Source organism: Streptomyces sp. NPDC047049 (assembly GCF_040643995.1).
In the GTDB taxonomy this organism is placed as follows: Bacteria; Actinomycetota; Actinomycetes; order Streptomycetales; family Streptomycetaceae; genus Streptomyces; species Streptomyces mooreae.
The window spans coordinates 310770-331589 of the sequence record NZ_JBEYVM010000003.1 but is presented as its reverse complement, the minus strand read 5'-3'; the positions used below and the strand labels follow the sequence as shown (position 1 = coordinate 331589).

Sequence of the window (20820 nt, the reverse complement as noted above, 5' to 3'; positions counted from 1 at the left end):
GGCCCGGTCCGGGCGATCCGGAAGCCGCGTCCTACGCCCCCGGCCCCTCGGGTCTGGCCCGCACCGGGGGCGGGGTCGGCGCCACCGAGATCGCGGTGGCGCCGCGCGGGGCCACCGCCATCCGTACCGCCTGTTCCCTGGAGTACGAACGCAGGTAGCCGACCACCGTGTTGGTGACCGCGACCAGCGGCACCGCGACCACCGCACCGCCGATGCCCGCGATCAGGCCGCCCGCGGCGACCGACAGGATCACCGCGAGCGGATGGACCCGGACCGCCCGGCCCAGGATGAACGGCTGCAGGACGTGCCCCTCGATCTGCTGGACGGCCAGCACCACCGCCAGCACCATCAGCGCCGTGAACACCCCGTTGGCGACCAGGGCGATGACACATGCCAGCGCGCCCGAGACCACCGCGCCGACCAGCGGGATGAAGGCGAACAGGAAGATGAAGACGGCGAGCGGCACGGCCAGTGGCACATTGAGGAAGTAGAGGCCGATTCCGATGAAGATGGCGTCGATCAGGGCGACGACCACCGTGCCGCGCACATAGGCGGTCAGCGTCCGCCAGGCCCGCGGCCCGGCGCCCGCCACGCCCTCGCGGGCCGCGCTCGGGACCAGCTTGAGCACCCAGTTCCAGATCCGCCGGCCGTCGTAGAGCAGGAAGAGCGTGGTGAACATCGCCAGCAGGATGCCGGTGAGCACTTCGAGGACGACGGTGACGCCCTCCAGGCCGGCCGAGGTGATGGCCTCGGTGTTGGCGCCGACCGCGTCCTGCAGGTTGTTGGCGATCTGGGTGATCTGAGACTCGGTCACATGGAACGGGCTCTTCAGCAGCCAGCCCTTGAGCTCGGTGATGCCCTCCTGGATACGGCTGGAGACCGAGTCGATGTTGTCCTGGACCTGCCAGACCACAAACCAGCCGACCAGGCCCATGACGACGAACCCGCCGATGAAGGTCAGCGCGGTGGCCGGCCCGCGCGGCAGCCCGCGCCGGCGCAGCCAGCCCACGGTGGGCTGCAGCAGCGCCGTGATCAACGTCGCCGCGATGAAGGCGAGCACCACCAGTTCGATGGTGGTGATGACGCGTGCGAGGACCCACAGCGTGGCCGCCAGCACCAGCAGCCGCCAGCCTGCCTCGGCGGCGACCCGTACGCCCCACGGCACCGCGTCGACCGGATCGGGGCGGGCCGCGACGGCCGGGGCGTAGGACGGCGGCGGAGGGACGTTCTCCGGCGGGACGGCATCGGGGGGCGGCGCGGCGAGCTCCGTCGCGGGGTGCGGCACCCCGTCCGTCGCTTCCGGCAGCTGGGTGCGGGGAACCGTGAGCGTGGCCGGCGCACCGCCGTGCGGCGTTGCGCCGTCTGCCGGACCGCCGGCCGCGGGGGCATCCGCATGACCGGCACGCCTCAGCTCTTCCGAGTCGCCGGCCTCCACCGAGGAGTCCGGAAAACTCCCGCCAGGGGAGACCCCCGCCGCGGCTTCCGCACGGCGGCGCTGATCCTCCATCCGCTGCGAGAGCCGGGTCAGACCGGCGCCGAGGCCACCGACCCACTGAGGCAGTCTGGACATGTGCCTTCCTCTTCCCCTCCCACGCGCCACAACCTGACGGGCACGACGTTACCTGTGCCGGACGCACGAAACCCCCGACGCTGCCGCGTTCGGGGGTTTCGGAAGTGCGGTGGTACTGCCGGCGGGCCTAGTACCAGCTGTTGGCCTGCCAGAACGACCAGGCACCACAGGGGCTGCCGTAGCGGTCGTTCATGTAGTTCAGCCCCCACTTGATCTGGGTGGCCGGGTTGGTCTGCCAGTCGGAGCCCGCGGAGGACATCTTGGAGCCGGGCAGCGCCTGGACGAGGCCGTAGGCGCCCGAGCCGGCGTTGGTGGCCTTGTAGTTCCAGCCGGACTCGTGGTCCACGATGTGGCTGAAGCACTGGAACTGGTCGCCGGCCATCATCTGCCGCGCGATGGACTGCGTCTCGGCGATGGAGTACGAGGCCTTGCCGAGGAGGTCGCCCAGGTCGCCGCGCGCGGAGGAGCGGGACGCTGCCAGCTTCTCCTTGCGTGCGTCGGCTTCCTTCTTGGCCTTCGCCTCGTCCGCCGCGTCCTTCTTGCTCTGCGCGGTCTCAGCGGCAGCCTTGCGGGCCGACTCCTGAGCGGACTTCAGCGCTGCCGTGTCGGCCTGGGTGGACTGGTCGTCCGCCTGCTGCGTCAGGGAAGCCGTCTGCACCTGGGCCTGTGCGCCCGCGGGGATGTCGGCGATCGTCGCGTCGGCAGCGGTGGCCTCGGTGTTGCCGACCGAGGCGGGCTCGTTGCCTGCAGCGACGCCGACCACGGCGCCGACGGTGGTGACCGCGGTGGCGGATGCCACGGCGAATCCCCGGACCGAGATCCGGCTCACACGTTTTCCTTCCAGCATCGCCCGCATAGGTGACCTCGCGGGCGCAATCGTGCCCCTGACGCTGGCCTCCCCTTGTTCCGGGCCCTGTTGAGCGGAGGGTCCGACTGGTCACGGGAGGCACTGGCCCGGTACGTCCCCCTCGGGGTCCGCGTGGTGCTCGGGCGGCATACGGCGCATCGCTATGAAGTTCGTTGGTTCTACACACCGCTGGGGGTGCTTGATGCCGTATGCGGGGCCTGACAGGACCCAGACTCTGCCCGACCGGGACGCCGGGAAGCAATTCCCCGCTGGGTGTGAAAGCTCACACCCCGTTTACGGCAAACGATTTTCGGATATCCACTCGCAGCACTGCGCCGCCCGGCTAAGCTCCTTCGCTTTGCCGGGCGGCGCTGTGTTCACAACCGGTCAGATCCGGCCGTCCTCCAGCAATTCGGTCACCAGGGCGGCGATCGGCGAACGCTCCGAGCGGTTCAGCGTGACGTGGGCGAACAGCGGATGCCCCTTCAGCTTCTCGACGACGGCGACCACGCCGTCGTACCGCCCGACCCGGAGGTTGTCACGCTGCGCGACATCATGCGTCAGCACGACGCGGGAGTTGGCGCCGATACGGGACAGAACCGTCAAAAGGACGTTCCGCTCCAGCGACTGCGCCTCGTCCACGATGACGAATGCGTCATGCAGCGAACGCCCGCGGATATGGGTCAGCGGCAGCACCTCCAACATGCCGCGCCCCACCACCTCTTCGATGACGTCCTTGCTGGTCACCGCGGACAGCGTGTCGAAGACGGCCTGGGCCCAGGGGCTCATCTTCTCCGCCTCGCTGCCCGGCAGATAGCCCAGCTCCTGCCCGCCGACGGCGTACAGCGGGCGGAACACCATCACCTTGCGGTGCTGCCGGCGCTCCAATACGGCCTCCAGGCCCGCGCACAGCGCCAGCGCCGACTTGCCGGTACCGGCCCGGCCGCCCATCGAGACGATGCCGACCTCCTGGTCGAGCAGCAGATCCAGGGCGATCCGCTGCTCGGCGCTGCGGCCGTGGATCCCGAACGCCTCCCGGTCGCCGCGCACCAGCCGGACCGCGCCCTCCGCGGTGACCCGGCCGAGTGCCTTGCCGCGGTCGGACTGCAGGACGAGTCCGGTATGCACCGGAAGTTCGGAGACCTCCGGTACGTGAGCGGTCTCGGCCGCGAAGAGGTCGTCGATCTGCTCGGCGGAGACGGTCAGCTCGGCCATCCCCGTCCAGCCGGAATCGGTGATCGCCAGCTCGGCGCGGTACTCCTCGGCCAGCAGCCCGACCGAGGACGCCTTGATGCGCAGCGGCAGGTCCTTGGAGACGACCGTGACGTCGTACCCCTCGGCCTGCAGATTGCGCGCCACGGCGAGGATCCGCGAGTCGTTGTCGCCGAGCCGGAAGCCCGCGGGCAGTATTCCGGGGTCGGAGTGGTTCAGCTCGACCCGGAGCGACCCGCCGAGATCCCCGATGGGGATGGGCGAGTCCAGCCGCCCGAACTGCACCCGGTACTCGTCCAGCAGGCGCAGTGCCTGCCGGGCGAAGTAGCCGAGCTCGGGGTGGTGCCTTTTGGCCTCCAGTTCCGTGACCACCACGACCGGCAGCACGACCTCGTGCTCGTCGAAGCGGGCCATGGCGCCTGGATCCGCAAGCAGCACACTGGTGTCGAGGACATAAGTGCGCCGGTCGTGCTCACGGCGCTGCTTGATGTTCACCACGGGTGGACGAACCCCCTCGGATGAGGTTGGGGTGCGACGGCGTCGCGGGGCGGTGTACTCCCGGGGGCGCCGCCTGTCCAGCAGTCGCTGGGCAGCGTCTCCGGGACCCCCGGCCATCTGGTGACCGGACCGGGCTCGGACCACAATGCGCGGGCCGAACGCCGGCCCTCCGCGTCGACCGCGCGGTACGCACGGACCTCCGTGATGTGCAAAGGGCCTCCCGGGCGGACGACCCCATGCCGTCCGCTGAGATGCGGCGCCCGATGGCTTGTTCCTGACGCCGACCTGGAAGGGATATTCCCTCGAACCTGCGTAGCCATGCCACGGCATATGACGCACGGGCGATGAACCTTGGGTAACGCCTGATCGCCGGGCGGCGACGTCGCCAAGGTGGTACCCGAGGGGAAGGTGTGTCAGAAGAGGCCCCGTCAGCGGCACATGGAGCCGACGGGGCCTGGTGACGCCCCGTAACGGAAGGGGCATCGGGAACTTCAGGGGTGAATCGGGCTTACGGGGCGTGAGTAACCCGCCTGGCGGAACGCGGCGGAGCGTACCCGGACGCCCCGGGCGCCTCCTAGAAGCCGTACCGCCGGTGCCGGGCGGCGTAGTCGCGCAGGGCGCGCAGGAAGTCGACCTTCCGGAACGCGGGCCAGAAAACTTCGCAGAAGTAGTACTCCGAATGGGCGCTCTGCCACAGCATGAAGCCCGACAGCCGCTGCTCACCGCTCGTACGGATCACCAGATCCGGATCGGGCTGGCCGCGGGTGTACAGGTGCTCGGAGATCAGGTCGATGTCGACGATCTCCGCCAGCTCCTCGAAGGAGGTGCCGCGCTCGGCGTGGTCCAGGAGCAGCGAGCGCACCGCATCGGCGATCTCCTGCCGGCCGCCGTAGCCGACCGCGACGTTCACCAGGACGCCGCGGTTGTCGCGGGTGGCCTGCTCGGACTCCTTGAGCACCTGCTGGGTGGCGGCCGGCAGCAGGTCGCGGTTACCGACGTGGTGCACCCGCCAGCGGCCGTCGGCCGCCAGATCGCGGACGGTGTTCTCGATGATGCCGAGCAGCGGCTTCAGCTCCTCCTCGGGCCGGTCGAGGTTGTCCGTCGACAGCAGCCACAGCGTGACCACCTCGACATCGGTCTCCTCGCACCAGCCCAGCAGCTCGCTGATCTTGGCCGCGCCGGCCTGGTGACCCTGCTCGGTCGTCCGCCCGTCGGCCCGCGCCCAGCGCCGGTTGCCGTCCAGGATGACGCCGATGTGCTTGGGCACCTGGGTGTGATCCAGGCGACCCTCCACCCTGCGCGCGTACAGCCGGTAGACCAGATTGCGCAATGCAGGCGGATAAGGGATGCGCATCCCGGAAGATCGCAGCATGTGTGGTCCAGCCCCTCCGTGCCAATGGCGGTCGCCCCGTCGCCTCAAGTGGGCAACTTTACTTCTCGGCTGTCTCGACAGCCCAATCAGGTAGGTCACAGGTACGTGATAGGGAGATGAGCATGACTGGCACCGACTACCGCGCAGCGGATTCCCGCTACGACTCGATGAAGTACCGGAGAACGGGTCACAGCGGACTCAAACTCCCCGCTATCTCCCTTGGACTGTGGCACAACTTCGGGGATGACCGCACCCTGAGCTCCCAGCGGGCCATCCTGCGCCGTGCCTTCGATCTGGGCGTGACCCACTTCGATCTGGCCAACAACTACGGTCCGCCACCCGGGTCCGCCGAGCTGAACTTCGGGAAGATCTTCGCGCAGGACTTCCGCGGCTACCGCGACGAGATGATTCTGTCGACGAAGGCCGGATATCTGATGCACCCGGGCCCCTACGGTGAATGGGGTTCGCGGAAATATCTCCTCTCGTCGCTGGATGCCTCACTGAAGCGGATGGGCGTCGATTACGTCGATATCTTCTACTCGCACCGCTTCGATCCGGACACCCCGCTGGAGGAGACGATGGGCGCGCTGGCGTCCGCCGTCCAGCAGGGCAAGGCCCTGTATGTGGGGGTTTCCTCCTACAACGCCGAGCAGACCCGTGAAGCGGCCGGAATCCTGCGGGACATGGGTGTCCGCGCGCTGATCCACCAGCCCTCTTACTCCATGATCAACCGCTGGACCGAGGACGATCTGCTGCTGGACACCCTCGAAGCCGAGGGCATGGGCTGCATCTCTTTTGCGCCACTTGCGCAGGGCATGCTCACGGACAAGTACCTGCACGGCATCCCCGAGGGCTCGCGGGCCTCGCAGGGCAAGTCCCTGGACCCGGGCCTGCTGTCCGACGAGGTCGTCCGCCGCCTCCGCGGCCTCAACGACATCGCGGCCCGGCGCGGCCAGTCGCTGGCCCAGCTGGCGCTGCGGTGGGTGCTGCGCGACGACCGGATGACCTCCGCCCTGATCGGCGCCAGCAGCGTCGCTCAGCTGGAGGCCAATATCGCCGCCCTCGACGCCCCCGAGATCACGGATGCCGAGCTGGCCGAGATCGACGAGTTCGCGAAGACGACGGACGGCGTGAACATCTGGGCGCGGCGGTAGCGGCGGTCCTGCGGGGGCGCCGGCCCGGAGGCCGGGCTTACCCGGGCTTGCTGCGTCGCCCGCGCGGGGACCGGCCGGTGCCCGGAACAAAAAAGCGGGCCGGTCCGTGGGGGGGATACGGACCGGCCCGAGGGGGGGTTTCCACCATAACCCCGCGAGAGGGATGCTTCGTGCACCGGCGCGCGCGGCGGCGTGGCTCGGTCCCCGGCCCGTCGTCTTCGGCCCGTCCCGTCAGGCGGGCGCCGCGGCGGCGCCCAGCAGCAGCACGCCGAACGCCCCGAGGATCATGAAGGGCCCCAGGGGCATGGCCGCTCCCCGCGCACCGCGCCGGACGATCAGCAGCCCCGCCCCGTAGAGCGCACCGAGCAGCACACCGGCCGCCCCGCCGTGGACAAGGGTGCGCCAGCCGTACCACCCCAGGGCGATCCCCAGCCCGACCGCCAGCTTGACGTCGCCCAGCCCGATGCCCCGCGGGTTGACGGCGTAGAGCAGGAGGTAGCACGCGCCCAGGACGAGTCCGCCCAGCAGCGCCCGCCGCCACGCCCCGCCCTCGTCGGTGAACCAGCCGCCGAGCCCCAGCAGCACCGCCGCCATCACGGCGAGCGGCAGCGTCAGCACGTCCGGGAGGCGCCGGACCCGCCAGTCGACGGCCACCAGCAGCACCGCGACCGGCGTCATCGCCAGCCAGGCGACGAGTTCCGGCCGCGGCCCGGTGGCCGCCGCCAGGGCCGCACAGGCCAGTGCGGTAACCGCCGCCATCGGCCACGCCCCCGGCCCGTACGCCCCGCACCGCGGACAGTGCCCCCGCCCCAGCCAGCCCCGCGCCACCCCCGTGATCGCATGCCCCCGGGGACAGACCGCGCACCACTCCTCCTCGGGCTCAACGGCCATCCGGTGGGCGGGCCGTGGCAGGAGTACCCCGGCCGCGGCCCCGTAGGCGGCGGCGAGAACCATCAGCATCACTGGCACGTGCCGACCTTAGGGTGTCCGGCTTCGCAGCAGGGGCGGATGGCGGAAGGATCCGGCGTGCGGGAGCGGCAGGGCCCGGCAGGCGGGAGCTGATAGAACGCTGTGCATGGTGCGTGGGGAGAACGGCCCGGGGGTCCTGTACGGCGCGGAGGACGTCATTCCGGTGGAGATCGCGGCGTCCTGGCGCGCCCGCAGCCGCGGATTGCTGGGCCGCGACGGCATCGAGGGGGCGCTGCTGCTCACCCCGGCGAGCAGTGTGCACACCTTCCGGATGCGGTTCTCGATCGATGTCGCCTACCTGAGCCGGGACTTCACCGTGCTGGCCGTCCGCACTATGCGTCCGGGCAGGCTGGGACTCCCCCGCCTCCGCGCCCGGCACGTCCTGGAGGCGGAGGCCGGCGCCATGGCGCGCTGGGGCCTGCGCCCCGGCCTCCGGCTCGGTGTCGAGCCCGTCCGCTGACGGAGGCGGCCGGCTCTGCTCCCGATGACGCCTGCTGCGGCGCCGCTCACGAGGCGCGCGGGAAGCTGACCTCGACCCGGCGGTTCTTCTTGCGGCCTGCCTCGGTGGCGTTGTCGGCGATCGGGTACTGCTCGCCGTAGCCGCGGATCTGGAAGCTGACGGACGAGCCGAGGTCCTTGGCCAGTTCCTGCTGGACGGCGTTGGCCCGCTGCTTGGACAGGACCAGGCCGTGGCTCGCCGAGCCGAGGTTGTCGGTGAAGCCGAAGACCCGCAGGCGGGTGGCGTTCTGCTTCTTGATCTCCGCCGCGATGCTGCCGATCCGCGACAGCGCGTCCGACGACAGCTTGGCGCTGTCCTTGTCGAACAGGACCTCTGCCTGGAGCGAGAAGGTCACGTTGTCATTGGTGTCCTGGCGGCGCTCGGAGCCGTCGTCGGTCTCGACGATGGACTTGATGTTGAGGACCTTGGACGGGGCGAGCTTGGCGCCCTGGACCATGCGCAGATCGGGGTCGTTGGGGTCGATGCGGACCGGGGGGCTGGAGTCCTCGGTCAGGCCCGGCGGATCGGCGTGGGCGGCGGGGACCGTCAGCGCCGCGGTCAGCAGCAGGGCGACGGCGGCAGTGACGGCCGCACGGGGCGCTCGGTGCGGGCGGCGTCCTCGGGGCGTCCGGGTCGCGGGCATCGGAGTCGCGGTCATCCGGGTCGCAGGTGTCGGGATCGCGGTCATCTGGTGAGCGGGCGTCGGAGTCGCGGTCATCGGTGCCCGCTCAGTCCGTGATCTGCACGCTGGCGGGGGGCATGGTCGGCAGTTGGAAGTCGACCTGGGTCACCTTGGCCGGCGGCGCCGGGAACTGCGCGAAGACCGGGCGGCTGTTTCCCGGCATCAGACCGCTGAGGCCGGTCGTGCACAAGCATTCACCATTGGTGTCCCGCAGCACCAGATACCGTTTCTTGCCCGCCTTGTCGACGAGGGTGGCCCCGGAGATGGAGGAACGGGACCGCAGCTCGGTCTCGTTGGAACGCCAGTCGATCGCGTTGAAGGCGCGGTTGCCGTGATTGGACACCGTGCCGTTGACGGTGACGAAGCCGCCGGAGTCACGGACGACGGAGTGCAGGGTGACCACCACGCCGTCCGGCCCCTTCATCTCACCGATCACCTTGTCGGAGTCGGCCGCCGGGCTGCCGGGGCCGCTGTCCTTGGGGGCGGTGCTGCGGGCCGGGGGCTTGTCGCCGTCCGTCCCCTTGGTACCGCCGTCGCCACCACCACAGCCGGCCACGACGAGAGCCAGGCCGACAGCGCTCGCCATGGCGACCGCTCCTCTGGCGGCCTTCGCGGTGCGCCGAATGCTCATGGGATGCGATTCCTTTGATCGTCGTCTGGTCGTCTCGGAGGTGCCGGGGTGCGGGTCGCGGTGCGTATCGGGGTACGGGGTTGGCCGGTCAATGGGCGAGGCGTACGGAGAAGAGGTCGGAGGCGTCAGGGAGATGCCGGAGGTTGTCGGGGTCGAGCGTCCAGCGCTTTCCGTCGCAGGTGATCTCCAGGGGCGCGGCCTCGGGGGCGTCCTTGTCCTTGTCGCCCTTGTCGCCCTTGCCGTCCTTGCCGCCCTTGTCTCCCTCGTCGCTCCGGCCGTCGGCTCCACCCGTGCCTCCCGTGGCGCCCGTGCCGTCCGTAGGGGGAGCGAGGGTGCAGCGGGGCTCGACGACGGACTTCGCCTCGGCCTTCCCGTGGGCGCTTTTGGTCATCGGGATGACGGAATTGCCCACCGGTTTCCGGGTTTTGACCGCGACGGCGAAGGAGGTGGGCCAGGAGTCCGAAATGCAGCCGCGGCCCCCGGAACCGGAGAGGTCGGCGCCGTTGCGCCCGGCGAACCAGCCCGCGCGCTCGCAGGCCGCGCCGGACGGGACGCCGCGCCCGTTCAGCAGGTCTTTCCACACGGCCCGGTTGCTCTCGTAGCTCCCGTCGTGGAGGCCGTCGAGGAGGGTCTTGGTCAGCAGATCGCGGTACTGCTGGCCGGCGGCGAGCGCGGCCGCGTCGGCAGCGGTCTGGGCACCGTTGCGGGTGGCCGCGGCCTGCCCGACGGCGAAGAAAGCGAGCGCGAGAAAGAGCAGGCCGGCGACCGCAACGATGTAGAGCGGGAAGGCCTGCCCGGCGTCGCGCCGGCGGCACGGGATGGTGGCCGGCACGACGGTGGCGGTGGCAGTGGCGGCTGGGCCTAAATGCCGACGACGTCGGAGATCTTGTTGGCGATGGCGTTCGCGATCTGGCTGCCGAAGTCCGTGGTCGACAGGACCAGGACGATCGCCACGACCACCGCGATGATGCCGAGGTACTCGATCGAGGTCTGTCCCCGGTCGTTCCCCAAAATACGCTTCGCCATCGTCTTCCCCTCCATGGGCGGCCGTACCGCTCTGGTCCGGCTGGTCAGTCCCCGTGGTGCCGGCGCGGCCGACCGCGCTCGCGACACGAGAAAAGTACGCCGGAACAGCGTGCCCGGAACAGGGAATCCGTGCCCAATCCTCATTTGGGATCACAGATGACGGGCACAACGGCGCATTTCGGCCACTCAGTCGCACCTCACCCACCCCCGCTCCCCCTCCGGCACCATGCCCCGTTCCCCTGCCCATGTGAACCGGGCGACCCCTCCGCGCCGTAGCGCGAACGAAATCGTCCGCCCACCCACTGTGACACAACTCGTTGCTCGTGCGAAGGAGTTGACGAGAAGCGGACGGTGAAGGGCACCCATCCGGCCGGATGCGGGCCGCCGCGGCCGACGGCGGGCGGAGCAGCGGCCCACCGGGCGGCCAGTACGGCGACCGGGCCGGGGGCCGCCCGTCCGAAGATGTGCATCCGCAAGGACGGACCGATGTCATGACCGTCGTGGCCGGTGCCGGCACGGGGGACGTGACGCAGGGCGGAGGGGGCCGCGCGGTGGTGAGCCGGCGTGGGCGAGCCGAGTCCGGACCGGCGCCGCCCGGTGGCCTCGGGCCGGGCCGAGCCCGGGAGCTGTGGCACGATTCACTCCCCCATCAGCGAGCCGAAGCTGGTCCCCGAGCCCAGGAAGAACCCGGCGATGAGCAGGATCATCGTGGCCGGAACCATAAACGTGGTGACGACCATGGTGGCCTTGGGGACCGCGCGGGCGGCGCGGCGCCGGGCGTTCTGGGCGTCGGTGCGGCGCATGTCGTTGGCGATCTGGATCAGCGTCTCGACGATCGGCGAGCCGAGCTCCTCGCCCTGCTGGAGGGCGGTGACGAACTGGGCGACCTGTTCGGAGTCGTTGCGTTTGCGTAGCTCCTCGAAGGCCGCGCGGCGGCTGACGCCCATATCCATCTGCCGCAGCGTGATGCGCAGTTCATCGGCCCATGGCCCCTCGTACTTCTCGGCGACCCGGTCCAGCGCCTGACGGAAGCTCAATCCGGCGCTGACCACGACCGCCAGCACGTCCAGAAAGTCCGGAAGGGTGCGTTCGATGGTGTCCCTGCGCTGGCGGATCGCGGCCCAGATGCCGACCTCGGTCCAGAAGAGACCGAAGAGCACCATCAGGACGCCGAGCAGCGGCTGGCCGCGCAGGAACATCACCAGCGCGCCGAAGAAGCCGAGGGCCCCGTAGACGGCACGCCGGGCGGCGTACCGGTCGACGGTCAGCCCGCCGGGGTTGCCGGCCAGGTCGATCCGCCGGCGGACCCGGGCGGTGCGCTTGTCGCCCATCAGCCGCAGCACCAGCGGCGCGTAGCGCATGCCGGTGCGGTCCACGGCCGAACCGACCACCGTGGTGCGGGTCGCGCCGACCTCCAGGGACAGCGCCAGGTCGGGCGGCAGCCGGGCCTCCCGGCGGTAGAGCGCGATACCGCAGCAGATGCCGACGACCGAGAGGGCGAAGGCCGCGGCCAGCAGAATTCCGATTCCCATTCCTGTTCCCCTGCGGATTCCGGGACCGAGTCCGGTTTCGAGGCCGGTGCCGGTTTCGGTGCCGGTTTCGAGGCCGGTGCCGGTTTCGAGGCCCGTGTCTGTCGGTTCGGTGTCTGTCGGTTCGGTGTCGGTCGGTTCGGTGTCGGTCGGTGGCTAGACGTCGATCTTGGACAGCCGGCGGATGAAGAAGAACCCGAGCCCGTAGAGGACGAAGGCCGCCACGACCGCGAGCTGGCCGAGGAAGGAGGAGGTCATCCGGTCGATGGCACCCGGGGCGATCCGGTTCATCAGCAGCAGGGTGCCGATGCCGAGCAACGGGACGACATAGGCGGTGACGACGACCTGGGAGAGCTGGGTGCGGACCTCGCGGCGGGTCTCCTTGCGCTCCTCCAGGGTCGTGGTGAGGTTGCGCAGCGAGCCGACGACGGTGCCGCCGGCGCGGTTGGAGAGCACCAGCGTGGTCACCAGGACGACGAGTTCGCGGGAGGGGAGGCGTTCGGCCAGCTCGCCCAGCGCCTCGTCGATGGAGTGGCCGACGGAGAGCTTGTCGGAGACCTTGGCCAGCTCCTCACCGGCCGGCGCCTCCAGCTCCTCGGCCGCCATGCCCAGCGCCGTCCGCAACGCCAGCCCGGCCTGGGTGGCGTTGGCCAGGATCCGGGAGAGCTCGGGCAGCTGGTTGATGAACTTCTCGATGCGCTTCTGGCGCTGCCAGTTGAGGAAGGCGAACGCCGCCCAGACGGCGACCAGCGCGGCGATCGGGCCGAAGAACGGGGCAAGGGCGGCCTGCGCGACCAGCCACAGCGCGAGCACCGCGCCGAGCATGTAGACGAAGAATTCGCCGGGAGTGACGTCCAGGCCGGTGGCGGCCAGCCGCAGTTCGAGGCGACGCCCGAAGCGGGTGCCGCGCAGCGCACGGTCGACGGAAGGGAAGCGGCGCCGGCGTCCGTCGACCGGCAGCCCGCGCTCGTCGTCGAGCCGGTCGACGACGGCCTGCCGCTGGGCGTGCCCCGCGGCATAGGTCCGTACGCCGGCGATCGCGAGCACCCCGCACAGCAGGGCGGCCCCGAGGGCGAGCAGGACGAGGGGGTTCCCGCCGGTCATGAGAGGGCCTTCCGGGTGGCGAGTTGAGCGTCATCGGTGGCGACGCCGAAGGCGGGCGGGGTGGGCTCGCTCGCCATGAAGAGGCGTTCGGCGACCCGCCGCGGCAGCGGGAAGTAGCGGAAGTGCCCGTGCACGATGCGGTCCGCGCCCATCGGCTCGGCGTCGAAGCGGCAGACCGTCGCGATGCGGTAGTCCTCGTGGCCGCGCGAGTCGAGGAGGGCGACCTCGCTGATCCGGCGGGAGCCGTCGGCGTGCCGGGTGAGCTGGACGATGCAGTCGACGGCGCTGTTGATCTGGTCCCGCAGTGCCTCGAAGGGGATCTTGACATCCGACATGGAGGCCAGGGTCTGCAGCCGCATCAGGGCGTCCTCGGCGCTGTTGGCGTGGACGGTGGCGAGCGAACCGTCGTGGCCGGTGGACATCGCCTGGAGCATGTCGAGGGTTTCACCACCGCGCACCTCACCGACGATGATCCGGTCGGGGCGCATCCGCAGGGAGTTGCGGACCAGGTCGCGGATGGTGATGCGGCCCTTGCCCTCCACGTTGGGCGGCCGGGACTCCAGCCGGATGACGTGGCTCTGCTGGAGCTGGAGTTCGGCGGCGTCCTCGACGGTGATGATCCGCTCGCCGTCCGGGATCAGTCCGGAGAGGGCGTTGAGGAGGGTGGTCTTGCCGGCGCCGGTGGCACCGGAGACCACCACGTTGAACTTGGCCCGCACCAGCCCCGCCAGCAGCATCAGCATCTGCTCGTCGAGCGTGCCCATGCCGATGAGTTCGGCGAGGGTGTAGGCGCGCGGGAAGCGGCGGATGGTGAGGGTGGCGCCGTTCAGGGCGAGCGGCGGGATGATGACGTTGACGCGTTCGCCGGACGGCAGCCGGGCGTCGACCATCGGATTGGACTCGTCGACCCGGCGGTTGACGGTGGAGACGATCCGCTCGATGGTCTGCATCAGCTGCTCGTGCGAGGCGAAGCGGACGGGCAGCAGCTCGACCCGGCCGGCCCGCTCGACGTACACCTGGTCGGGGCCGTTGACCATGATCTCGGTGATCGAGGCGTCCTCGAGCAGCGGCTCCAGGACCCCGAGGCCCAGCGCCTCGTCCACCACCCGGCGGATGAGCTGGGCGCGTTCGGCGGTGGAGAGCACCGGGCCCTCACGGCTGATGATGTGGCCCAGCACGCGTTCCAGCCGTCCGCGGCGCTCGGCCGCGGCCAGCGAGGACATCTCGGCGAGGTCGATCTCCTCCAGGAGTTTGGCGCGGTAGACGGCGACCAAATTGCTGTCCTGGCGCGCCTCACCGGCCGGTTCGGGTGCGACGATCCGGGCTTTCAGGCTCATCGCGGGGGTGCTCCTTCGTATGTGTCCACGGTGACCACGGCGGGCGCGAGTCCCAGGGCGCCGGGTTCCCGCGGGCGGGGCATGGTGGCACTGCGGGAGGCGGTGCCGAAGTCGTCCACGCCGGGGATGATCGAGGGGATGGTGACCTGCACCGTCGCACGGACCGAACCGCCGCCGTCGCCGCCCACGGTGATGCCGGCCTTGACCCAGTCGCTCATCGCGGCCCGGCCGGCGGCCTCCGGGGCGGGCGGGTGGTCGGCTTCGTCCATCGAGGCGGTACGGGCCGCGGCGCGCGCTCCCGTACCGGCCTGCTGGACGGCGAAGGCGGCGAGGCCGAGCTGGACCACGGCCAGCCCGATGACCAGCAGGATCGGCAGGAAGCCGAGGAATTCGATGGACACCGTGCCCCGGTCGCGGCCGTGGCCGCGGAGCCGGGCGGGCGGGCGGAGCCGGGTGCGCAGCGGGAGCCGGGTGCGCAGCGGGAGCCGGGCGGGCTTCCGGTGCCGGGCGGGCAGGGGGAGCGGGGCCGGGAGACCGAGCCGGGCAGGCTGCCGGAGCCGGACGGGCGGACGTACGGCGCTCATCGGGGGTCCTCCTTCGCGGCGCCGGCCGAGCCCTTCGCCGACCACGGGAAGCTGCCCGCGCCGGGGAAGAGCACCGGGACCCTGATCTGGACCCTCGCCTTCCACACGCCCGCTTCGGGGCGGCAGGAGATGCCGGCACCACCCCGCCAGGAACCGGGCAGTTCGTGCTCGGCGGCGGCCTGGCACGCGCCGGCGCCGCCGCCTTCCGTCGCCGTACCGGCCCGCGCGCCCCGGTCGGCGGAGTGCGCGGCGAGCGAGAACGCGTAGCCGACCAGCACCAGCTGCCACAGCAGCGCGAGGACCAGCAGGATCAGCGGGAGCATCCCCAGGAACTCCACGGCGACCTGGCCCCGGTCGTTGCCGCCCAGTGGGCGCCGCACCGCTCAGCCCTCCTCGTAGGGACCGGCCGGATCGAACGGACCCGAGCCGCCGGCCGCCGCCGCGGAGCCCCGCCGCGCGCCGAAGCGGATACCGGACCCCGCCCCTGACCCCGACCCGGAGGCCGGTCCGGGTGCCGGACCCTGACCCGTCCCGGAACCGGGAGCCGCCCCCGGCGTTATGGCCTTGCGCCGGCGCCCCGTCAGCGTCGGGCGCGCCCGGTGGCTGCCCCGGCCCTCCCGCCGCACGGCCGGTGACTCGACCAGGCCGAGCTCGCCCGCCAGCGCCCACAGCGCCTGCCGGACCGTCGACCGCCCGTCGAGGTCCTGCATCCGGCCCGCGTCGACACAGGGCTGCAGCTCCTTGAAGGCGGCCGGCACATGGGTCCTGGCGACCTGGGTGCCGGTGGCCTTGGCGACCAGCGGCGGCTGGATCTCGGTGTTACGGGTGAGGCGGTTGACCACGGTCGTAGTGTCCTCCGCCTGCCGGATCTGCAGCCGGTCCCACAGCCGCACCTGCCGCTTGGCGGCCCGTACGGCCACCACGTCCGGGGTGGTCACCAGCAGGGCCACATCGGCGAGTTCGACGGCCGCCGCGTTGGCGGACTGCATCTGGGAGCCGCAGTCGACCAGCACCACTTCGTAGCGGGAGCGCAGCGCACCGATGATCTGGCGGGCCGCCCGGTCGTCGACCTCCTCGCCGCGCTCCCCCTCCTCGGGCGCCAGCAGCAGCCCCAGGCCGGTGTGGTGGTCGTGCACCGCGTCCTGGAGCACCCGTACGGAGATGTCCGCGATGCCCGCCAGATCGACGATCGAGCGGCGGAACTGGACGTCCAGGTAGGAGGCCACATCGCCGGACTGCAGATCCAGGTCCACCAGCGCGACGCTCCGGCCGGCGGCCCGCGCGGCCAGCGCCAGCTGCACGGCGGTGACGGTGGTGCCGACCCCGCCCTTGGCGCCGGTCACGGTCACCAGGGTGCCGGCCGGCCCCGGTGCCGCCTCGGGGCTGCCCCCCAGGTGCACCCGTACCCCCGCCGACCACTGGGCGGCGGCCTGCACCCGGGCGGCCAACTCGTCGTAGCCGAGGGGCAGTCCGACGATGCCGCGGGCACCGGCGTCCATCGCCGCGGAGAACAGCGCGGGCCCGGCATCCGTGGTGATCAGTACGACGCCGACGGCGGGGAAGCGCAGCGCCACCTCGCGGATCAGCTCCAGCGCCGGCGTCGGGCCGATCCGCTCATGGACGAGCACGACCTCGGGAAGCGCTTCGACTCCGGACGGCGGACCGGCCTCGGGCGGGGCACCGGCGAGCGACCCGCCGGCCCCCTGGGCGGCAGCGCCGGCCAGCGCGTGGAGCAGCGCGGCGGAGTCGGCGACGGCGGGTGCGGGCTCGGCGTCCGGCAGCTGGTTGAGCAGCGAGGACACCGCACGCGCCGCGTCCGGGTCGCCGATTGCCGGGAGGATACGGATGGTCACCTGAGCCTCCGGGTCACTTGTCGCCGTCGAGGGTGTAGGTGCGCTGGCCCGGCGGGACGGTGGCCTCGCTGCCGGGGGCGAGCAGGGCGAGCCGTACGTGCGAGGCGAAGGACTCGGCGTACGCGACCCGTTGGGCGTCCTGGGTGTTCAGCGCGAAGGTGATCGGGACGGCGTCACCGGCCTGCCGCCCCGTGGTGGTGGAGGTGGTGTCGCCGGGGTCCTTGGCCTCCAGCGGCGTCAGCTTGCCGACGTCGATCACCTGGGCACCGGAGACGATGACCTTGGAGACCGGCTTGTCCTCGGGGCGCTTGCCCTCGAAGGTGGCGTAGATGTTCACCCGGGCACCGGGGTTGATCTTGCCCGCCACCCCGGTGGCCGCGTCGATCATGATGGCGATCTCCTGCTGTCCGGCCTTCAGCGCGGGCCGCTCGACGATCATGTCGTCCTGCAGCAGCGACCCCTTCTTCAGCGGCGTCACCGCGATCCGGCCGCTGACCTGGTCCAGATCGGTCACGGCGGTGGGCGGCAGCCACCGCTCGGGCATCTTCACCTTCTCGAACTGCCCAGGATCCAGCGCTTTATAGGCCGCGACATCCGTCTTCAGCCGGTACGCCGTCTTTTCGGGACCGACCTTGGACTCGACGTTCTGGATCACCGACAGCACGCCGACGAACGCGCCGACCGCACAGAGAACCGACAGGAGCAGCAGGATCACTCCGCGGCGCTGGCGAGAGTTCATGGGGGAGGGACCTCGATCGGGACGGGGAGGGGACGGACGGGAGGGGACGGGCGGGCAAGTGGCGGGCGGTCGGCGCCGGACGGGGCGGCCGGCGGCGGCTGCCGGTCCGTCGGCCGTAGGGGCTGACGGGGTCCGTCGAGGGGTTGACGGGGCGGCAGCGGACGGCAGGGCGCGGGCGGCCGGAGGCGGTAGGGCACGGGCGGCCCGGCGGGCTCAGCGCACTCGGGCCACCGTTCGCGGGGTACCGGGGGTCTCCGGCCGGCCGGACGGGTCCGGGTACCCGGGCCCCTCCGGGCCGCCGGGTTGCTGCGCGTGGCCTGAGTGCTGCACGTGGCCGGGGGGCTGCACGTGGCCGGGGGGCTGCACGTGGCCGGGGGGCTGCGGGCGGCCGGGCTGTGGGTGGCCGGGGTGCTGCGGGTGGTGCTGTTCGAAGTGGCCGGTGAAATCGGGGTGACCTGGCAGGTCCCAGTGGCCGGGGGCACGAGGGCCGGGGGCCTGGGCGCCGTCGGTCGCGTAGGGGTTGCCCGGCACCGGGCGCCCGGACCCGTACGGGTTCCCTGACGCGTACGGGTTTCCTGACCCGTCAGAGGAGCCCGCCGTGAGATCCGGCCCGCGGACGTCCCACTGCCCCGTACCCGGCTCTCCGGGCCGGCCGCTGCTTCGTACCCCCGCCGCGCCCGGCGCACCGAGCACACCGGTCACACCGGGAGGTGTCACCGGCGAGAGGCCGCGCTCGTCCCACGGCGGGAGAGTCCGACCGGCCGCCGGTTCCGAGGGAGCGGCGGACTCACCCGGCCCCGGGGAGGCCGGCGCAGGAGCGGGGGCTGGAGCGGGGGCTGGAGCGGCCGAAGCGTCCGAGGGAGCCGCAGAGGCCCCGCCGGTCGAAGCCGATGAGGCGCCGGGAGCAGACGCAGGATCCGTCACCGGAGCCGAGGCGGCACCCGCATCCGACACCGAAGCCGCACCCGACACCGAAGCCGAACCCGAAGCCTCCGGGGAAGCCGCCGTCAGGGCCTGCGCAGGGACCGCCGTCCCCCCTCCCGGCCGGTGTTCCGAGCCGCCTATGGCCGCCGGCCCCTGGCACGGGCCGCCACCCCCCGCCGCCCGTTCCCGTGCCAGCGGCGCGGCGCAGAACGCACAGTGATCGCCGAGGAGTTCCAGGCCGCACCAGCCGCACTCCTCGCGCCGAACCGAGGCCACGAGCTGACGCAGGACCGACACGTCCGGTATGGCCGCCGCGAATTCGATCAGCTTCTGGGTCCCCCACCACCGGGCGGACTCGGCGGGCAGCCGAGCCTCGTACACCCCCTGCACCCGCCAGGCCGGGGCGAGCGTCCCCGTCACCCAGTCCGAGGTGAGCTGGCCGCGGGCCACCGTGAGCTGGGTGACGAAGCCGGGCGCGGGCAGCCCGGCCTCGGTACTGTGCCGGTCCACGTGAAGCAGCTGCGGCTCGGGATGCGCCAGCACCGCGAAGTGGGCGCCGGGCAGCCAGGACTTCACATGGGACCGCAGGTCGACCTCGATGCGGTCCAGGCCGCTGACGCTGCCGAGCAGGGCGCCGGTGTGAAGGTAATGGGCGAGCAGCCGCGCGGCGCCGGCCAGCACGCCGGGGCTGAAGTCGCACAGCGACAACTGCCGTAGCTGACGGGCCAGTAAGGCGACGCCCAGCGGCGGCAGGGGCAGCGGCACGATGGCGATCCGGTCGCTCTCCAGGACGGCGCGCAGGGTGTGCATCCGGCGGATGTGCTCCGGCGGGCAGGCCGAGGAGTACAGCACGATGAGGTGGCCGTGGTGCTCCAGGACGGCGCTGGTCTCCGTCAGGGCGTCGTCCAGCGACTGGAGTTGTGGGGCCGGCAGGACGACGGCGGCCGGGGTCTGCCGGTCGGTCGGGGGCAGCGCGAGGTCCGGGCTGGTGACGGCAATCGCGGTCGGCACGTCGCTCCCCCACTCCCTGACGGCCGCCGGAGGCCCCGGGACCGCGGATCGGCACAGCTCTGCGCCAGAGGCGCCATACGCTCAGCACTTTATCCACAGAGATACGTCCCAGAGAACACGTTCTGGGCTACTCGTCATGACCGTCACCCCGAAGTGAAATGGCGAATACCGGCCCAGCGGCCCTCAGCGGAACGCCTTCCTCCCCCCTCTCTCCCCCTCCTCCCCAATACAGCGCCAGGCCCCGCGCACCCCGTGCACGGGACCTGGCAGCCGGCGTCGCACTTCTCGTCAGATCACCTACGGATGGCCGCCGGCTTGGGCAGCGCGCACCCGGCGGCGCTCAGGTCCAGCTTGTTGCCGGCGCCGAAGCACTTCGGTATCCCGTACGTCTCCTCGGCGTAGTTGGTGCCCTGGTGCACCGTGACATTGCCGTTCTCGTCCACCTCGCACGGGTTGTTGACGGTGCACTTCTCGCCGTCCTCATTGCCCGTGTTGTTGATGGCCGCGACCTTGCCGGTGGCGGTGTCGATCACCGGCGACCCGGACGTGCCGCCGATCGTCTTGCACTGCGGGGTGTAGCGGACCGAGTCCTTCCAGGTCCATTCGCCCTCCTTGAGGGTGGGCACGAACCCGTCGATGTTGCAGGAGTAGATCTTCTTCCAGTAGCCGGAAACGACGCTGATCGCCGCCCCCTTGGCCGGGTGGTCGGTGGCCAGCTCCAGTGGCTTGATCCCGTACTTCTGCTCGATCTGCGCGTAGGTCGAGGACGTCTGGTAGAGCGTGACGTCGGTGTCCGTCATCGTGGCGTAGACGACCTTGGTGGCCCTGATCGTGCCCGCCCGGCCGGCCGACTTGTTGAGCAAGGTGAAGCTGCGGCTGGACGGCTGGTCGACGATGACCTCGCCGGCGCCGGGCATACCGCTTTCCAGACAGTGGCCGTTGGACATCACCAGGGCCGGGTCGTTCGGCTGCGAGGTGGGCATCCGGACGACCGAGCCGGAGCAGTTGCTCAGCGCGACGGTGCCGGCGAAGTCCACCGCCTTGGTCTTGGCCGACCGGGAACCCTGCTGCTTGACCTGCTGCTGCTCCGCGTTCTGCTGCTTGACGTGCTGCGCTCCGTACTGCGGCGCGGCGTGGGCCGTTCCGACGGTGCCCGCCAGGGCTGCGGCTCCCAGCACGGCCGTGGCCAGGGTGCCGACGAGAGGTCTGTTCATGTGGGGGTCCTCTCCGCTTATGTCACCGAAGCGCCCTCAGGTGCGTTCGGCTTTGTCGTGCGCAT

General features: G+C 71.4%; 20 protein-coding genes. 2 read left to right on the top strand and 18 right to left on the bottom strand.

The annotated features are described in order from the left end of the window. Nucleotides 1-31 precede the first annotated feature (31 nt). The 4 genes from ABZ851_RS09420 to ABZ851_RS09405 all read right to left on the bottom strand — a co-directional run bounded on the left by ABZ851_RS09420 (nt 32) and on the right by ABZ851_RS09405 (nt 5481). Nucleotides 32-1570 carry an AI-2E family transporter gene (locus ABZ851_RS09420; protein WP_361124351.1) on the bottom strand — a complete coding sequence of 513 codons (1539 nt, stop codon included), beginning with the start codon at nt 1568-1570 and terminating at the stop codon, nt 32-34. 127 nt (nt 1571-1697) lie between these two features. Next, nucleotides 1698-2399, bottom strand: a complete 702-nt coding sequence (locus ABZ851_RS09415) for a transglycosylase SLT domain-containing protein (RefSeq protein WP_361124349.1) — start codon at nt 2397-2399, stop codon at nt 1698-1700. Between the two features lie 405 nt (nt 2400-2804). Continuing rightward, nucleotides 2805-4127 (bottom strand): PhoH family protein, encoded by a 1323-nt coding sequence (locus tag ABZ851_RS09410; protein WP_361124347.1) that lies wholly within the window; start codon nt 4125-4127, stop codon nt 2805-2807. A gap of 574 nt (nt 4128-4701) precedes the next feature. Beyond that, complete coding sequence (locus ABZ851_RS09405; protein WP_088799697.1) at nt 4702-5481, bottom strand: isoprenyl transferase; 780 nt, start codon at nt 5479-5481, stop codon at nt 4702-4704. A 140-nt stretch (nt 5482-5621) separates the two neighbouring features. Here ABZ851_RS09405 and mgrA point away from each other — a divergent pair, with 140 nt between their 5' ends. Continuing rightward, entirely contained in the window at nt 5622-6653 is a 1032-nt protein-coding gene (gene mgrA / locus ABZ851_RS09400) for an L-glyceraldehyde 3-phosphate reductase (protein WP_361124345.1), read from the top strand. A 231-nt stretch (nt 6654-6884) separates the two neighbouring features. On the opposite strand, the gene ABZ851_RS09395 is transcribed toward mgrA, so the two are convergent. Beyond that, a complete protein-coding gene (locus ABZ851_RS09395; protein ID WP_361124343.1) occupies nt 6885-7622 on the bottom strand; it encodes an A24 family peptidase in 738 nt (245 codons plus the stop codon). Between the two features lie 106 nt (nt 7623-7728). On the opposite strand from ABZ851_RS09395, the gene ABZ851_RS09390 reads away from it, so the two are divergent. Next, the gene (locus tag ABZ851_RS09390; protein ID WP_361124341.1) at nt 7729-8082 is read left to right on the top strand and encodes a DUF192 domain-containing protein; all 354 of its coding nucleotides are present in this window, start codon (nt 7729-7731) and stop codon (nt 8080-8082) included. 46 nt (nt 8083-8128) lie between these two features. On the opposite strand, the gene ABZ851_RS09385 is transcribed toward ABZ851_RS09390, so the two are convergent. From ABZ851_RS09385 to ABZ851_RS09325, 13 genes are all read right to left on the bottom strand, one after another. After that, nucleotides 8129-8764: an OmpA family protein gene (locus ABZ851_RS09385; RefSeq protein WP_361124924.1), complete on the bottom strand. Its 636-nt coding sequence runs from the start codon at nt 8762-8764 to the stop codon at nt 8129-8131. Between the two features lie 85 nt (nt 8765-8849). Further along, nucleotides 8850-9434: a hypothetical protein gene (locus tag ABZ851_RS09380; RefSeq protein ID WP_361124339.1), complete on the bottom strand. Its 585-nt coding sequence runs from the start codon at nt 9432-9434 to the stop codon at nt 8850-8852. An 88-nt stretch (nt 9435-9522) separates the two neighbouring features. Then, nucleotides 9523-10266 carry a pilus assembly protein TadG-related protein gene (locus ABZ851_RS09375; RefSeq protein WP_361124337.1) on the bottom strand — a complete coding sequence of 248 codons (744 nt, stop codon included), beginning with the start codon at nt 10264-10266 and terminating at the stop codon, nt 9523-9525. Nucleotides 10267-10295: 29 nt separating this feature from the next. Next, on the bottom strand, nt 10296-10460 hold the full coding sequence (locus ABZ851_RS09370; RefSeq protein ID WP_018089307.1) for a membrane protein: 165 nt from the start codon (nt 10458-10460) through the stop codon (nt 10296-10298). Nucleotides 10461-11098: 638 nt separating this feature from the next. After that, on the bottom strand, nt 11099-11992 hold the full coding sequence (locus ABZ851_RS09365) for a DUF5936 domain-containing protein (protein WP_129294416.1): 894 nt from the start codon (nt 11990-11992) through the stop codon (nt 11099-11101). 153 nt (nt 11993-12145) lie between these two features. Next, nucleotides 12146-13093, bottom strand: a complete 948-nt coding sequence (locus tag ABZ851_RS09360; protein ID WP_361124334.1) for a type II secretion system F family protein — start codon at nt 13091-13093, stop codon at nt 12146-12148. Beyond that, entirely contained in the window at nt 13090-14430 is a 1341-nt protein-coding gene (locus ABZ851_RS09355; RefSeq protein ID WP_361124332.1) for a CpaF family protein, read from the bottom strand. The genes ABZ851_RS09360 and ABZ851_RS09355 overlap by 4 nt, the downstream gene beginning before the upstream one ends. Further along, nucleotides 14427-15014 (bottom strand): TadE/TadG family type IV pilus assembly protein, encoded by a 588-nt coding sequence (locus ABZ851_RS09350; RefSeq protein ID WP_361124330.1) that lies wholly within the window; start codon nt 15012-15014, stop codon nt 14427-14429. Before ABZ851_RS09350 ends, ABZ851_RS09355 begins: the two co-directional genes overlap by 4 nt. After that, nucleotides 15011-15394: a TadE/TadG family type IV pilus assembly protein gene (locus ABZ851_RS09345; RefSeq protein ID WP_361124328.1), complete on the bottom strand. Its 384-nt coding sequence runs from the start codon at nt 15392-15394 to the stop codon at nt 15011-15013. The genes ABZ851_RS09350 and ABZ851_RS09345 overlap by 4 nt, the downstream gene beginning before the upstream one ends. Nucleotides 15395-15397: 3 nt before the next feature. Continuing rightward, nucleotides 15398-16867: an AAA family ATPase gene (locus ABZ851_RS09340; protein ID WP_361124326.1), complete on the bottom strand. Its 1470-nt coding sequence runs from the start codon at nt 16865-16867 to the stop codon at nt 15398-15400. 13 nt (nt 16868-16880) lie between these two features. Next, nucleotides 16881-17606, bottom strand: coding sequence for a Flp pilus assembly protein CpaB (cpaB, locus tag ABZ851_RS09335; protein ID WP_176956406.1), 726 nt, complete (start codon nt 17604-17606; stop codon nt 16881-16883). A 213-nt stretch (nt 17607-17819) separates the two neighbouring features. Then, the gene (locus tag ABZ851_RS09330) at nt 17820-19541 is read right to left on the bottom strand and encodes a hypothetical protein (protein WP_361124323.1); all 1722 of its coding nucleotides are present in this window, start codon (nt 19539-19541) and stop codon (nt 17820-17822) included. Between the two features lie 293 nt (nt 19542-19834). Further along, a complete protein-coding gene (locus ABZ851_RS09325; RefSeq protein ID WP_361124321.1) occupies nt 19835-20755 on the bottom strand; it encodes a serine protease in 921 nt (306 codons plus the stop codon). Between the last annotated feature and the right edge of the window lie 65 nt (nt 20756-20820).

Bases quoted from the DNA above. Each gene is read 5' to 3' on its own strand.
- ABZ851_RS09355 (WP_361124332.1), bottom strand. From the start codon at position 14,430: ATGAGCCTGAAAGCCCGGATCGTCGCACCCGAACCGGCCGGTGAGGCG.
- ABZ851_RS09360 (WP_361124334.1), bottom strand. From the start codon at position 13,093: ATGACCGGCGGGAACCCCCTCGTCCTGCTCGCCCTCGGGGCCGCCCTG.
- cpaB (WP_176956406.1), bottom strand. From the start codon at position 17,606: ATGAACTCTCGCCAGCGCCGCGGAGTGATCCTGCTGCTCCTGTCGGTT.
- ABZ851_RS09325 (WP_361124321.1), bottom strand. From the start codon at position 20,755: ATGAACAGACCTCTCGTCGGCACCCTGGCCACGGCCGTGCTGGGAGCC.
- ABZ851_RS09420 (WP_361124351.1), bottom strand. From the start codon at position 1,570: ATGTCCAGACTGCCTCAGTGGGTCGGTGGCCTCGGCGCCGGTCTGACC.
- ABZ851_RS09365 (WP_129294416.1), bottom strand. From the start codon at position 11,992: ATGGGAATCGGAATTCTGCTGGCCGCGGCCTTCGCCCTCTCGGTCGTC.
- ABZ851_RS09350 (WP_361124330.1), bottom strand. From the start codon at position 15,014: ATGAGCGCCGTACGTCCGCCCGTCCGGCTCCGGCAGCCTGCCCGGCTC.
- ABZ851_RS09390 (WP_361124341.1), top strand. From the start codon at position 7,729: ATGGTGCGTGGGGAGAACGGCCCGGGGGTCCTGTACGGCGCGGAGGAC.
- ABZ851_RS09385 (WP_361124924.1), bottom strand. From the start codon at position 8,764: ATGCCCGCGACCCGGACGCCCCGAGGACGCCGCCCGCACCGAGCGCCC.
- ABZ851_RS09370 (WP_018089307.1), bottom strand. From the start codon at position 10,460: ATGGCGAAGCGTATTTTGGGGAACGACCGGGGACAGACCTCGATCGAG.
- mgrA (WP_361124345.1), top strand. From the start codon at position 5,622: ATGACTGGCACCGACTACCGCGCAGCGGATTCCCGCTACGACTCGATG.
- ABZ851_RS09380 (WP_361124339.1), bottom strand. From the start codon at position 9,434: ATGAGCATTCGGCGCACCGCGAAGGCCGCCAGAGGAGCGGTCGCCATG.
- ABZ851_RS09405 (WP_088799697.1), bottom strand. From the start codon at position 5,481: ATGCGCATCCCTTATCCGCCTGCATTGCGCAATCTGGTCTACCGGCTG.